The 15,341-nt window shown below is 44.4% G+C and carries 10 protein-coding genes and 1 pseudogene; 5 read left to right on the top strand and 6 right to left on the bottom strand.

Annotation, left to right across the window (positions count from 1 at the left end; translation table 11 throughout):
• Positions 1-339: 339 nt before the first annotated feature.
• Both AM590_RS20340 and AM590_RS04005 read left to right on the top strand, forming a co-directional pair.
• The gene (locus AM590_RS20340) at positions 340-1,608 is read left to right on the top strand and encodes a hypothetical protein (protein WP_157575417.1); all 1,269 of its coding nucleotides are present in this window, start codon (positions 340-342) and stop codon (positions 1,606-1,608) included.
• 235 nt (positions 1,609-1,843) lie between these two features.
• On the top strand, positions 1,844-2,830 hold the full coding sequence (locus AM590_RS04005; protein WP_082677656.1) for a glycosyltransferase family 2 protein: 987 nt from the start codon (positions 1,844-1,846) through the stop codon (positions 2,828-2,830).
• Between the two features lie 15 nt (positions 2,831-2,845).
• Here AM590_RS04005 and AM590_RS19725 read toward each other — a convergent pair.
• From AM590_RS19725 to kdsB, 5 genes and pseudogenes are all read right to left on the bottom strand, one after another.
• Positions 2,846-3,577 (bottom strand): annotated as a pseudogene (locus AM590_RS19725) (IS6 family transposase).
• An 829-nt stretch (positions 3,578-4,406) separates the two neighbouring features.
• A complete protein-coding gene (locus AM590_RS20745; RefSeq protein WP_172795751.1) occupies positions 4,407-5,594 on the bottom strand; it encodes a hypothetical protein in 1,188 nt (395 codons plus the stop codon).
• Between the two features lie 1,643 nt (positions 5,595-7,237).
• Positions 7,238-8,767 (bottom strand): flippase, encoded by a 1,530-nt coding sequence (locus AM590_RS19720; RefSeq protein WP_082677655.1) that lies wholly within the window; start codon positions 8,765-8,767, stop codon positions 7,238-7,240.
• A gap of 2 nt (positions 8,768-8,769) precedes the next feature.
• On the bottom strand, positions 8,770-10,407 hold the full coding sequence (locus tag AM590_RS19715) for an alkaline phosphatase family protein (protein WP_082677654.1): 1,638 nt from the start codon (positions 10,405-10,407) through the stop codon (positions 8,770-8,772).
• 441 nt (positions 10,408-10,848) lie between these two features.
• A complete protein-coding gene (kdsB, locus tag AM590_RS03995; RefSeq protein WP_058826337.1) occupies positions 10,849-11,604 on the bottom strand; it encodes a 3-deoxy-manno-octulosonate cytidylyltransferase in 756 nt (251 codons plus the stop codon).
• 109 nt (positions 11,605-11,713) lie between these two features.
• Between kdsB and AM590_RS19710 the strand changes: the two genes are divergently transcribed.
• Both AM590_RS19710 and AM590_RS03985 read left to right on the top strand, forming a co-directional pair.
• Positions 11,714-12,760, top strand: coding sequence for a glycosyltransferase family 2 protein (locus tag AM590_RS19710; RefSeq protein WP_082677653.1), 1,047 nt, complete (start codon positions 11,714-11,716; stop codon positions 12,758-12,760).
• Between the two features lie 54 nt (positions 12,761-12,814).
• A complete protein-coding gene (locus AM590_RS03985; RefSeq protein ID WP_042665584.1) occupies positions 12,815-13,753 on the top strand; it encodes a phosphoglycerate dehydrogenase in 939 nt (312 codons plus the stop codon).
• Here the strand turns inward: AM590_RS03985 and AM590_RS19705 are convergent, their stop codons facing one another.
• Positions 13,754-14,554, bottom strand: coding sequence for an SDR family NAD(P)-dependent oxidoreductase (locus AM590_RS19705; protein WP_082677652.1), 801 nt, complete (start codon positions 14,552-14,554; stop codon positions 13,754-13,756).
• Between the two features lie 313 nt (positions 14,555-14,867).
• Here AM590_RS19705 and AM590_RS03980 point away from each other — a divergent pair, with 313 nt between their 5' ends.
• Positions 14,868-15,338 (top strand): dTDP-4-dehydrorhamnose 3,5-epimerase family protein, encoded by a 471-nt coding sequence (locus AM590_RS03980; protein WP_058826335.1) that lies wholly within the window; start codon positions 14,868-14,870, stop codon positions 15,336-15,338.
• The last annotated feature ends 3 nt before the right edge of the window (positions 15,339-15,341 follow it).

Below are 15,341 nucleotides of genomic sequence, written 5' to 3'. Positions count from 1 at the left end.
CCTCGTCGTCGCAATCACCAACTACGAACGTGGAGACAATCCGGGAAGTACCGTGATCACGGTGTGAGAACTCTTCTATGACACCCTCGTCACACCAGCAAATCTATTGCACAAGTTCGAGGCTCGACGCCACAAGACGATTGTATTGAGAGGAATTATGCTTCTCATGGAGTGGCACGTCACTTCTTTACCGCTGCCCAGTAACTACGAAAGATCCGATAGTAATTAATATCCTGAATTCATAATTAATTAATAGCTTTCAAAGATTGCATAGAAACTTTATGAAAAGGCATAAATATAATAAAAATCCTACTTAAAACGGTGCAAATTCATTAAAACATGGTTAGAAAAATAGTGTTCTCAATATACGATACGACAACATATCGAAATTTAGTTCCTATCGCAGAAGAACTCTCGGAAGACTACGAAGTTGAGTATCTTCTTTTTGATGAACTTCTTCAAAGCGCTGATCCGAGTAAGAGCTCAACTCTACCAGCGGACGAACTGAAACCCCATCGCTTCGCAGATGAGTATATTCGGTCAAAAGTAGCTACCAAATTTCATGAAACGCCGAGATCGAAAAAGAAAGTCGCTATTCAACGTGTCATTGAAGACAACATCTCACCGCAACTAATCTATGACATTCACTCGTATATTAAAGATACATCTATGGATGTTTTCGTTAGTGGCCATGATCGACTCCCGTTTATCAAACATGTAATGAAGTTTTCAGAAACCGCAGATTTCAAGAGTATCGTTATTCAACATGGCATCAATCGCCCGGATCTCGAATTTCGAAATGGACAACCTGTAAACCGGCAGGGGATCTTTAGACCATCAATTGAACCCCAATCATGGGCCATTGAAAAGTTCAAACGTAGATTCGGTTTCAATTACGGGGCCTTTCTCTTTTGTAGTCCGTACGCCGACGAAGTATTAACAATGGGTGATTTCTTCACAGAACGGATTCGGAAACTTAGAGAACAATATCCATGTAATGGGGCTGGAACAGTCACTACGGTAGGATACTCGGAATTCAATCCAGGCTCCATCAAACCTGTTGAGACAAATGCCGAATCCGCTTTATTCCTCTCTCAGTGGCAATATGAGGCAGGGTCATGGACAGAACAACAACAAAAACAACTGGCGGACATTCTTCAGACATTCCAAAGAAAAAATAACCTGAATCTTAGGGTTAGACCCCATCCAAAAGACTCTGAAGAAAAAATTTCAAGATTCTTTAATGACTTTCAACTATCCCGTGGCGCTGGACTAGAGAGTGATATTGAAAATCACGATATCGTATTGACTGTTGATTCAACTGCTCTGTTACGTGCAGTTCTCAGGGGTAAGGTGCCGGGGGTCATTGATTTACCATGGGAACAAAACACCTTTTCCCCGTTCACTCACGATCATGTGTTGTCTATCGATAGTGATTTCGTCGATCTTGAACAACAAGCTTCGAAACTTTCTGAGACGACACAAGTTGACTACCTTCAACGCTTCTGTTACGTGCCTTCCCTAGATGAATCATCAAAGTTCAACACACCAAGAGAATATCTGGCCGCTAAAATCACTGGTGATCTCAATTCTATAGAGCCCGTCTAGTTGGTAGATGAAAATTGCCAGGCATATATAATTAACTTGACATTTTGTTATGACTACTTTTGATCTTAACTAATCGGATCCACTTCTGTTAAATTTATTGACAACCCCCGCATGTTAGGCATTGCACGATGAAATTCTAAAAAATGATAATATTTAAATCTATTAACGACTACACCTCTATTGGTTGAAATATTCCGCAGCAATTATATAGAATCCGACTCATAACAAAAACTAAATGCCTCCTAAAGTTTTAATATCCATCCTCAACTGGAATGGACGTGAAGTTTTATCCGATTGTCTAAATTCGATTTTTGAATTGACAACTTATGAACACTTCACCGTGGTGGTAATTGATAACGGGAGCGACGATGGTTCGGTCCGAATGGTTCGTTCGGATTTTCCGGAGGTGAAACTGATCGAGAACGACGAGAACCGAGGATTCGCGAGAGGAAATAATCAATCTTTCCAGATAGCAAAAAGAGACGAGTATGATTATGTATTAATGCTCAATAATGATATAGAAATAATTGATGAGCACTGGCTTACAACTCTTGTCGAGACAGCGGAGTCGAAAAACGATATCGGAGTCGTCGGCTGTAAAGTAGTTGAGCCGAACGGAGATATCCACTACAACGGTCGGTACTTTCCTCTCACAACGGATATATTTCCAACTTTTGGATCAAAGTATGAATATAACAGATATCAAGAAGAGCTTCAACCTGAGGAATTTGAGTATATTGACGACGTAGTTGGAGCGGTCTACTTGATTAATTCTGAGGTACTTGAATCTGTGGGTGAACTGGACGAGGCATTTTCTCCGGCGTATTTTGAGGAATCCGACTTCAGTATTCGGGTTTGGGACGCGGGATTCAAAATCGTTTACGATAGTGGCACCACGGTTGAACATCTACGTCACCAGACTAGCGGTCAGTTTGACGAGGTGTACTTCACATACATCTACCAGCGAAATCATTTATATTTCATACTTTTGAACTATCCGGCTACTTGGATAATAATAGGGTTACCACTACTTTTTGCACGTCACATCGACCTGTTTTTTGAACGCGACGGAGAGACTGTGTACTTTGATCGGGGGTTAAAAACAAGGCCAGTCCGTTCACTGAAGTACCTTATCTTGATTTATTATAATCTGGCATGTCAAATTGGCGTTATCATATCTCAACGGAGGTCGCGAACGAATGTGCGCGATCTGCTAAAATGATTTTCTCGGCACTGTCTAGTTAGTGACTTCCTCAACTGGCGTTCGCCCATCGAGTGCTTGATGCAGTCGTTGAAAATTATAGTATTGTGTGAATTGTATGAACCACTCGCGGACGCTTCCGTGACTGTCCACCCACGAATTATGAAAGCGGTCGACTCGCATTTTGAGGGTGTGAAACCACTTTTCGATAAGGTTTCGCTCGACATAGTCAAGCCGACCGCTCAATCCTAATCGAGAGAGGGAAGTCTGATAACCGTATCCATCAACGAGAAACACAGCGTCTGTGAGATCGTGTTTCTCCGAGAGTCGATGGAGAAACGCAGCAGCCGGATAGGTACCATTCCGTCCAAACAACTCGACGTCAAGAATCAGCTTTGTCTCGATGTCTATTGTGGCGTACAACCAAGACCATTCGCCATTGATTTTGACGCGGTCTCATCGACCGCAACCCGCTTCGGCTTCGCCTCAGCCGGGTTGTGACCGCTGTCAGCAAGCCGATGTACCTACTGCCAAACCGCTTGGTGAGAGCGTTCAACGCCGAGATATCGAAGAATTTGTTTTGTTTCTCTGAGCGAACATCCGGTCGCGTGGAGATGGACAGCGAACGCCCTTACGGGCGTCCTCAGAACGCTTCGCGTTCTGATGGGCTGACGAGAGCTTTGATCTCGTGAACGTCGTGTCGCTCACACTCCCAAGTTTCTTCTAAACCATCTCAAAGCACTCGCTGAGCAGGTCTGCGAGCTTCATCCCAAACACACTCAACGACCTGCTCGTTCCTCAAACTGGCTTAACTAGGCAGTACCATTTTCTCGGTATTGTCTAGATAACCTCATGAACTTGCGTTCGATTTTCCAACGCCTGATGCGATTACTGGCAATTGTAGTAGTGAACAAATACTGCAAGTCACAGAGGACACTTATCCGACTGCAAACCATGAGGGATCGAAACGGTCAACTCCCGTCTTAGTTGTGTGAAGCTTTTGCAACCAGACTTCGGTCGGTGTAATGACGCGGCCGTTGATACCTAACTGAAAGAAGGCAGTCCGAGAGCCAAAGCATCGTGAGAATACTACTTCAGAGCATCGTGTTTCTCGGTGACGCTGAAGAGGAACGCAGCCGCCGGACCATGTGACTGGATAGTGCACGCCAAGATAAACCTTTATATTAAATTCATTGGATATACTACCATGACTGTTCTCGGTGGATCTTGACAGATATCTCGTCCGCCACGATCGGCCCCAATTCTCTTTGAGCAGACTCTTTAGACTGTAGAGAGTAATTGAACTAACTACGAGTCTGCTTGAAACGATCGATCTACGCCGAGCAACTGAATGATTGCTTCTGTTTCTCAAAGAGAAGAACAGTTGCACGGAGCCAGACGGCTGTCAGGGCGTTCGCTGACCACCCCGCTCGAACATTTTTGAATTCTGTCGCGAAGACACCGCTGGGCAGATCTTCGATCATTATTCCAACTAACTCAATGATCTGCTCGCCTCCCAAACTGACTTGACTAGATGCCGATGACGCACATTGGTTGACAGGGCAACCCGCAGACAAAATATCCAAATCATTGCTTTTTATGAACTTTTGCATTTATAAAATAAATGTATAGAGTCATATCTGTTGTCATATATAATATCCGAACCGATATATGACTCAGAATCAATAGATGGGATATTCCCACCCCAAGTAGTTGTACCATATTGTGAATTACTGGAGATAATATGGTACCGATGAGGGCCACACTCAGGGTTATACAACGTTTTGCCAATTTGATCGAGTCCCGGTTCTCCGTTGATACTTGCGACAATACGTGGATTCCGCAGACTCCGGTGATCGGTCTCTATAAGAATAGCGTTTGAGTGGAGTAGATCTGTGTATATTGGAATATCATCATTCATATTATCGGCGAATACTGCACTACTATATTGGGGGTTTGAGACAACATTAGGTTGGTTATCAACATAATTTGGATACAATAAAGGAATACTATTTGTAACAGCAACTGCGATCAATAGTACAATGAATATTGTTCTCAGCCTATCGACATTAGGTATCGGAAATGCAATATCATCCACCCTTTTACTTACATACCAGAGGTCATTAAGGAAGACTGGGAAGACAATTGGCCAGAACACGAACGCTCGGAATGTAAAACCTCGGATAATGTACAATATAGCCGTCCCACCAGTAGCTATTGCCACAGCGATGGTTACTTGAGTACGGTGTTCACTCAACTGCGTCAGGATTGATTCAGGTTTGAAATGTCGGATAATGGCCCAAGTAACAATTAACAAACCTGTACAAATGGATAAGTTCACATATATGATTGGTCCTAACCAGGCTGGTGGAAGTGATGGGGGACTAGATACCACCATTTCAACAGCATCAAGATTTGACCCATAGAGAGAAATACCAGTAGTCGGGTCCAGCAATGCGCGGGACACAGCTATGGCAGAGCTTACGTATACTCTGAATGGTTCGGGAAAAATTGTTATAGGTACAGTTAGCGCAGCAACCGTTATTGGAAATTGTCTTTTTCCACTATCGGTCCAGTTAAAGATCGTGAGTGAGCAGAGTAATATAACGAGGAAAGGGTACACTGATTGATGGAGTGTCCAAATAATAATTCCACCGCTACCAACTGTCACCGCCATTAGGTTATACTTCTTGTTTCGGAGAGATACTATCAGTAATAGAATGATTGTCTGTAAAAGTATAATATCTACTGCACCCCGACTCAGGGAATACGCGTAGAGTATCATTGCGATTGGTCCAGAGATCGTGACCGTCGTAGCGATGATTCTCGAGAAGCGCGGTAACCCCTGAAGGAACGAGTATACGAATATGCCTATAATAATAATTCCCGGATACAACATCATATCATCGTTTGTGAATAATTGAATTATATCTACAAAGGCTATGTAGAATTGGCTTCGAGCATGTGTGGATTTGACGAAACTTTCTGTTGCTGTGATGCTACTGATATTAGTAGTAAATGGCTCAATGATGAAACCGAAAGCCCACGGCCCGAAATACTTGCGCGGCCCTACAAAGTTAACAAAAAGTGCAGCTAAGAGTAATATCGAGAGAGACAGAGCCAGTTTTGATTTTTGAGTTGACTTCATTTGATGTAGGGAATTAATTTACTATTGGTAGTCACGTGATAGAGGTAGAAAGCAGATCTGTTGTTATAACTTAATGCTTAAAATAGCCAGACTCGGTCAAGCGTGAATTTGACAACTATACACTATATAAGAGACAGAATATATAAAATAGTTGTGGAAGAACACCCTCTCGCTCTTCAAAAGTGGACGCAATGAAATCGCTCAAACTATGGCTAATTGCGGTATTACCAATCGGTTGCCAAACTACGCTAATCGTGAGTTAAGACTATTCAGCTATTGAACAATATGTTAACTATCGGATTTTTATTACATTTATAGTGATGGGTATTACACAGCAGCTACACTTATCAGTCAAAATAGCCAGTATGTGTCAAAACTCGACCTTATGTATATACTCATTGTTAAGATTAGCTGATTCAAGCAGACAGAAAACGCTTGAAGCCGCGATTCTACGATTCTGGTTTTGGAGTGATTGAAGCGATTGTAGGCGTCTCAATTCGGAGTCATAACTCTCCGAACATTTCATTCGAACCTATTCCGAGTTCTGTAAGTAGCATATTGAAATCATAGCCTAAGATCAATACTTCACGAAGTATCCTCTGTTGACCCTCTCTGATGTCTGAGATCTGGTTCGGATCGGTACCGTTCTGCCCTTGATGTAGTAGTCACAAAAAGTTGTCAAAACCATCGTTGTTGGCAGCGACCCCCACCGACGCGACAGCCTTGTTATCTACTAAAGAAATTTATTTGGTCGTTGCTGGACGACCTGGCCGTTCGGTGGCCGTCGGGTGATCGAGATGATGAACACGTGGTTGTGTGCCTGTAGCAGGACTACCTACTTTCGCAGAATTCGCAGTCAAGATAGAGGGCCTTGATGTCGAAGACGCCAAGAAACTCCGCAAGGATACTGTTGGTGGTATCAACGACAATCAAATGGCGAATCGCTAGCCTGTACCGTTTGTTCCTCAATTCTCGCGTACGCGTGAAACGTGATTATCCCATACTGCTTCCGAATGGTAGGCCCCCTCTGTGCCGTCTTTGTCCTTAGTCCGACCCGTTCAAGCTGTTCCAGATCGAACCTCGTCCGAAGATAATAGATAATAGCGTTTGCACGAAGTAAATCAGTACTGTTCCTCACAGAGCTTCGAGATCAAGGTCGTCGACCCGCGCGTAGACTTAGGATCTCGCAGGTCTTCTGTGACATTATCTGAGTGCTGTACTTCACTTATCACTTTTTGAGCCATATCTACGAACAGGTTTTCAAATACAATAGTTTTGACTTACTTATTCATGCTTATCATAAGTAGAGTCTTGATAACTGGATACCCAATTCGCTGGTCAAATTGATCAGCAACTTTTGCATCTTCAGATGTAAACCCACCAACTATGTGTAGCCCTAAGATGAATGAGATCAAGGTAAATACCGGAAGTGTGATGATGAGTAACAGTCCTTCGAGGAAGGAAGTCATAACTATACCCACAGCAAGTGGGAACGCTATCGCGACCCAGACTCTCATTAATTGAGCGCTGTATGGATGGACCCCCCGAATATAATATATTTCAATAACCCCAACCAACCCAGCAACTGTAAGTGCAGTACCGGTTGCAATTCCTGCACCCAAAACCCCAAGCTCAGGAACTAGAAGTAGATCCAAAACCCCGTTCGTACTGACGAGGACGAATGTGTTTAATAAGGTAAGACGGGTATGTCCAAGTCCTTCAAGTACCATCCCCTCTGGTCCGAATGATGCGTTAATAAGATATCCAAGTGAAAGGGGGACAACAGCAACGCTCGCTGCAGTATACTGATTTGTGAACAAAATCGAAAGATAGGGATCTGGAGCTAGTGCAAGTGTAAGAGCGGGAGGGATTGTGAGGATGGTAACCCACCGAGTTGATAATTTGAACTGACTCTCAATGATTTTTGTATTATGGATGTTTTCTGCAATAATTGGTTTGAATACTGGTGTGATTGCTTGGAGCCCAATAAGGATATTTGAAGCAAGAATAAATCCGATTTGGTATTGACCAACCTCTGTGGATCCTATGTAGTAACCGATTACAAAGTAATCAATTTGTCCGACTAGAGCATATATTGCTCCTGTAAGGACCAACGGCAGAGAGTATGACAACAGATCACGATTAGATATTTGATCTGTCTCTGAATGCGTGAACCAGTCTGCTTCATAAACAAACAATATTAAGCCGATAAACACGGAGAATACCACTCCGAGTAGATATCCAGAAATTAAGCCGACAATCCCAAATCCAGCGGAGATGAGAATTATTATCGCAATGATCCGACTCAATGGATTCAGAATGTCCTTCATTATTACCCTATGAGTCATATTTTTAATGCTATTGAATGATGCAATTAGAATTTTGTTTATTGTCTGAATTGGGATTAACAAAGCAAATATTGAAAGCACGAATGCCAATTGAGGTTTATCAAATATATCCGCTAAAGTTGAAGCACTCAATAATAAAATAGCCAAACCAACCATTGATGACAATAAACCGATTATAATTACATTGCGAAGCGCCATCTTGGCTTTCCCGTACTCATTTTCATTAATAAACTGTGGGATGAAATAATCAACCGATCGATAAATATTCAGACTGGCAAATCCTTGGATGAAAATCACAATAGACAAGCCTAATGTATAGATTCCGTAATCTGTCGGATCAACGAGTCTGGTAGCAATGGCAGCAAATACGAAACCTAAAACTTTCCCGCAAATATTGCCAAAGAGCGTGATGCTACCTTGTGTGGCAAGGACGGAGACCCCACCTTCGGTCTGTTTATCCATATTTAATTGAGGTAACCCATATTGCTTAGCCTCTCTTCTAAGGCCTCTTCCTCATTTTCACTCCATTCTCGTCGTTCTCCGCTGAATTCACCATATTTACTCGTATGGTTAATCGGGTTATTTTCTTTCAGATCATCTGTGATTATTTCGTGTAACACCTCCCCATCAATAGACTCCGGAATAGGACATGCATGCAAATATAATAATGTTGGTGCAATATCCAATATTCCTGCATTCTCTATTGTGCCTGAATCGAAACTTGGTCCTGAGGCAATGAATATGCCCTTCTTTCGGTGGTCACCGGATCTATCCTGATCAAACTGCTTTGAAGAACGAACCAACTCATCGGATAAACCATTTTTTAGAGTATACTCTGGATCCGTCCGGACAATTAGGTCAGGGGCATTATCGACAACCCAACCGGAGTAGGCCTCATCACTTCGAATGACCTCTTCGACAAGTTGTTCATTCGTTTCCGGATGCCGAATCGACAGTAACGACTCACGAACCTGTTCAATTACTTTGTCGTATTCCTCGCCAGTTACTCTACCTTTGGCGAATCTATCCTCAAGATTGATGAATATACCTTGTCCAGATAGGGTTGAAAAAAAGGCTACTGTTTCATCCCAAGCAATACCACGGTGCGAATCATGTTCAAGCGATTTGCCGGTCTTAAACCAAGAAGCAGGGACGATCGACTTGACCGTATCTTGTAGTCCAGCTTGCTTCACTAATTGCCACCCAGACTTTAGTGCCAAGAGTGCGACATCAGTACTAGTCTGTCTGGCCTTATTCTGATTATTCCGGGTTAGAAAGCCTTCCTGCGCCAACCATTCGTCAATGTAAATGTCATACGATAGAGGACCAAAACCGTGATCAGAAATAACAAGTACATCACAATCATCGCCTGTTCGTTCCAGAATTCTGCCGATACCGTCGTCTACAATTTTGTAGTATTGTTCAATCGCACCAGTATGTGGAGACTCAGGTTCGTACCGTGGATGGGATTCGTCCATATATTTCCAAAAGTAATGTTGGATACGGTCACTACCATCGTATACAGACATCCCAAACTCAGTTTCGTGGCTTTCAATTAATTCAATGAACAACTCGGTTTGATACTCCGCCACCTTAATCAAGTTTTCTTTAAATTTCTCCTGATCACCGCCGGTGTAGAGAGATTTATCCTCAAAGAGATCTTTGGCCGGGCCAATCATTTCTTGGAGTGACATAGGTCGGACAAAATCGTCTGTACCATTAGGTGTTGGAAACCCGCTGACAATATATCCATCCACTTCTTCCGGAGGGTATGTGAATGGAACTTTGAATAGTCCTGTTGTCGTTCCGTAGTCGTTGAGAATTGTCCAAAATGGGACAGCACAACGATCAGATGCATTGGTCGAAGTTCGACGGTACTTCTCATCAAAATCACTAAAGTCGAAAATACCATGTTTCCCAGGATTCATACCTGTCTGAATAGAGTTCCATGCAGGTGGGGAAACGGGCGGTCTGATGGACTCAAGTGGTCCAGATACACCAGATTCTTTGAGATCAGCTAGATGGGGAAGCTGTCCTTCTTCAATCATGGGTTCGATAACATCCCATTCACCACCATCGAGCCCAATTACAAGAGTTTCCATAGCTATCGGCAGCATTCAAATGCTAATCAATCTGTTGGTGCATGATAGTTAGAGGACCGGTGACACATCTTATTACCAATTTAATCGGAATATACTGGATATATCTGCCAGGGTTTGATTCAGGAACTACGGAAATGTATTGCCGGTTGATGCCTGATTCGTCTTTGTTGCGGAATAACACAAGGACTTACGACACGCATGTATCGGTCGGCGCGTGGAATGACAGCGGTGTCGACAGACTGAGTTAGAACTTAAACGGCGGTCGGCCGCCGATGGTGAGCAATCCAAAACAGGGTGACCAGTAACAGACAACTCCACTTGGCCGCTCATCTTCCTGTTCTACGGCGAAACCCGTCGAAAGTCCAGAGAACAAGATCGCAAGATGTCTCTACACCAACAATGTTCTACACAAGTACGTTGTACGAATCTGCTCGCAGAAAACTAGGTGCCACCATATTTATTAAATAGATCATCCTCAGACATCATTTCGATTACTTTCTCATGATCCTCTGGCGTATCTACTGGATATGTTTCCCTGTCATTTTCTACTAATCGAACATCATATCCATTCTCAAGTAGACGAAGCATGTCGACCGATTCAACTTGTTCTAATTTTGTCTCATCCATTGACGTAAATTCGAACAAGAACTCCCGCTCAAACGGAATTACACATACCTGATGATAAACGGGTGCCTCCTCGTACTCTCCCTCATGAATATACGGAACTGGGGCCCGTGAGAAATACAGAGCGTTCCAGTCCTCATCAACAACGACTTTTACGTTGTTTGGATCAGGGTACTCGTCTTCGTCTGCGATAGGTTTCGCAAGGTTGGTTACTTTGATCTCCTCCTCATCACGCACTGGTGCGATTGCATCGTCGAGCATGTCTGGGTACACGAGTGGTTCATCACCCTGCATGACGACGATTATTTCTGCATCCAGATCTTCGGCAGCTTCTGCAACTCGATCGGTTGCGCGCGTGTGCGACCCTGTCATAATCACATCACCTCCAAACTTTTCAGCTTCTTTTCGAATCTCCTCGTCTGGGGTGGCAATGTATGTCTCGTCTACTGATTTACTCATACGGGTTCGCCGATATACGTGTTCAATCATGCTCATGCCCAGAATGTCACAGAGCGGCTTACCGGGGTACCGTGACGAGCCCATCCGTGCAGGTATTACTGCGGCGACTTTCATACAAGTAGGCGCAGTTTCTGATTTCATAATACTTGTGTATCCCGTTGAAATAACCGAATAAACAAAACCCGAAGATAAATTTAGTCAGGTAACATCTACCTGATTAGCCATGGATTCACCACGCGCATCGCTCGTTATCCGCTGTTATAACGAGGCCGACCATCTCGGGAAGTTACTCCACGGTTTATCAAAACAGTCAATGCAGGATTTTGAGGTTATCCTTGTGGATTCGGGGTCTACTGACGGTACGATAGAAATTGCGAAACAGTTCGACGTAGAAGAAATTGTATATATTGATCCTGAAGAATTTTCCTTCGGCCGTGCCCTTAATTACGGTTGTGAGGCGGCTAAGGGCGAATTCTGCGTAATTGCGAGCGCTCATGTCTATCCAACACGGAGCGATTGGCTGGAACAAATACTAGCCAAGTTTGACGAGGAAGTTGCCTTAGTCTACGGGAAACAGAGGGGAAACGAAGTGACAACCTTTGCTGAGAACCAGATATTCAAGCAGTGGTTCCCCAATGAAGATATTGAGCGACAGGACTATCCTTTCTGTAACAACGCGAACGCTGCGATTCGCCGTGAGATCTGGGAAGACTATCCTTACGATGAGCAGTTAACCGGGCTTGAAGACGTTGACTGGGCCAAGCGGGTACAAAAAGATGGATACGATATTTCCTATGCATCGGAGGCGGAGATAATTCATGTCCATGATGAGACAGCAAAAGAGATATTCAACCGGTACCGTAGGGAAGCATACGCTCATAAACAAATCATGCCAAATCAATCATTCTCTCTATCTGATTTTATAACCCTCTCTGTGAAAAACATCCTCTCTGACTACAAAACAGCTTTACAGAAGGGTGAATTAAGAGGAAATCTACGAGAGATACCGGAGTTTCGTTTACTCCAGTTTTGGGGTACATATCGTGGGTTCTCAAAAGAAGGACCAATTCCAGAACAACTCTGGCAACGGTTCTATTACCCGGACCGAGACACGTTCCCCGAGTCAAATGCGTCCAACCAGGATGAGTCTCAATCATCAAACGACACGACAACAAATAGACGCGGGGAATCGCAGAAGATCAACTACACAGAACGAGATGGGAACATTAGTGCTGCTGGCGAAGGGAAGGGCTCGGACGCAACCTCGTAGAACGGTTCGGCAATCACAAACCTTTCTATAGACTAACTATATATCACGAGTGAAATGTCCCAACGTGTTCTGATATCATGTCCACTTATCCTGGACTCGATCAACGATTACGCTGATCAGTTTCAATCACGCGATATTGTATACGATATTGCTGACGTTGACCAGCAGCTCACAGAGAGTGAACTTCTCGAAATTATTGATAAGTACGATGGTGTACTCGCAGGAGATGATGAATTTACTGAGCAGGTTATTTCAAGGGCAGAAAAGCTGAAAGTCATCTCGAAATGGGGAATTGGTATCGATGGGATCGACACCGAGGCCGCAGAGGAGCACGGTGTTGAAGTTTATAATACCCCTGGAGCATTCAACGACGAGGTTGCGGATGTAGTTGTAGGCTACACGATTATGCTTACTCGGCAACTTCACCAGATCGACAGTGCCGTCCAGAACGGTGATTGGTACTGTCCTCGTGGAACCTCGCTCGCAGGAAAAACCTTTGGCGTCATTGGCGTAGGTGACATCGGCTCAACAGTAGCCCAGCGTGCCCATGCTCTCGGAATGGAAGTTCTTGGCTCGGATATTGAGCCGTTCCCTGAGGAGTTGGTAAAGGAGACAGGGATCAAGCGAGTCAGTAAGGAAGAACTTCTCACCCGTTCGGACGTTGTCAGTCTTAATTGTGCGCTTACCGAGGCGACGCGGAACATGATCGGCGCTGATGAGTTAGAACAACTTGGCGGGAACGGCTACATTATTAATACAGCACGAGGGCAACTCATTGATCAAGATGCACTAGTTAAGGCACTACGCGAAGACACGATAGCGGGTGCTGCACTCGATGTATTCGAAGAAGAACCACTATCAGATAGCGACCCGCTTACAACTTTTGACTCGGTAGTCCTGGGCTCACATAATGCACAGAATACAACCGAGGCAGTAAACCGGGTTCACGATCGGGCTGTGGAAAACCTCATCACAGGTCTAAAACAAGAGTAATCAACGCTCACGGGACTCCCGGTAATCGGGAAGCACATCGTCTTGCATTACCGCGGAGCGGCCACCGTCAACAAGAAGACTAGCACCTGTGATGAAAGCTGCGTCCTCACTAGCAAGAAACGCGACAGTACCAGCGATGTCTTCTGGTGTACCAATTCGACCAATTGGATGAATTGACTCAAGATGTTGGCGCTCTTCATTATCCATTTCGTCTGTCGTTCGCTCAACGGCGACCCACCCCGGATTGATGGTATTGACACGGATCTCAGGACCGAAATCAAGGGCCATTGAACGAGTCATACCATTGATACCAGCTTTGACAGCATTGTACGGAAAATGTGCTGGCATCGTGCTAAACGCATGGTTTGAGGAGATATTGATTATACTTCCCTCATCCATATATTCTTGTGCATACTTCGCACAAAGCCAGTAAGAGCGAAAGTCTGTTTCGAGAACAGAATCCCACTCATCAATGGACACATCGCCAACACTATCAGAAGTATGGACAGCAGCGTTGTTGACGAGGATGTCTATGGATTCAAATCTTTCAAATGTTGCCTCGAATAGGGCTGAGACCTCATCTGGCGAGCGCAAATCGGTTTTGATAAAAACTGCAGATCGGCCAGCATCTCTAATTGATTGAGCTACTGCCTTGCCGTCTGATTCGTTCTTATCAGTTACAACAACAGACACACCTTCTGAAGCCAGTCGTCGAGCGATCGCTTCACCGATTCCGCGAGCTGAGCCAGTTACTATTGCAGTAAGATTATCAGCCCGTGCAGAGCTTATATTTTCAGTCATAGTTATGAGCTAATTCACCTCTGCAGAATTTCTATCGGTGATGTATGAATCTTTCTACAGGTACCTATTGAGAAGAATCACACAATATAATAATTGTATAAAATAAACAGATCTCGTTAATACTGGCTGCTCAAAGTGCGGCAAAATTGGTCAACCAAAATTAATCAGAATATCGATGAAGTAACAATGTTATCGGTTACGTGAACTCATTATGAACAGAAAAATCGGCATATCTGGTTAAGTTCCCAGACAAGGTGATTGGATAGAAGTGTACCATTACAGATATAGTGATTGGGCAAACCAATAGATAGACATGCCAAACATCCACGACGTCGAAGTCCACGACCTCCAAGTCAATGCCGACCAGCGCGGCCACTTGGTCGAAGTGTTCCGAAGCGACTGGGACGAATACGAAATCAACCCGGAGATGTCCTACTACTCAATGACGTACCCCGGCGTCGTCAGGGCTTGGCATCGCCATCTCGAAGGCCAGATCGACCACTTCGTCTGTCCGAAGGGCCGCATTACGGTGGGCATCTACGACGACCGAGAAGACTCACCCACTCAGGGAGAACTCGACACGTTCGTCATCGGCGAGCACAACCAGCAGGTCATCCGCATCCCGGGTGACTGCTGGCACGGATTCAAAGCCATCGGCGACGAGCCATCACTCCTCATCAACTATCCGACGAACCTCTACGACTACGAAGACCCCGACGAAGAGCGGATTCCGTACGACGACGAGCGGATTCCGTACGACTGGAACGCGGAGATTCACGGCTAACGA

This window comes from Haloferax sp. Q22, from assembly GCF_001482285.1.
Lineage (GTDB): Archaea > Halobacteriota > Halobacteria > Halobacteriales > Haloferacaceae > Haloferax.
The sequence above is the reverse complement of the archived record's forward strand: the minus strand, read 5'-3'. Positions and strand labels throughout refer to the sequence as shown.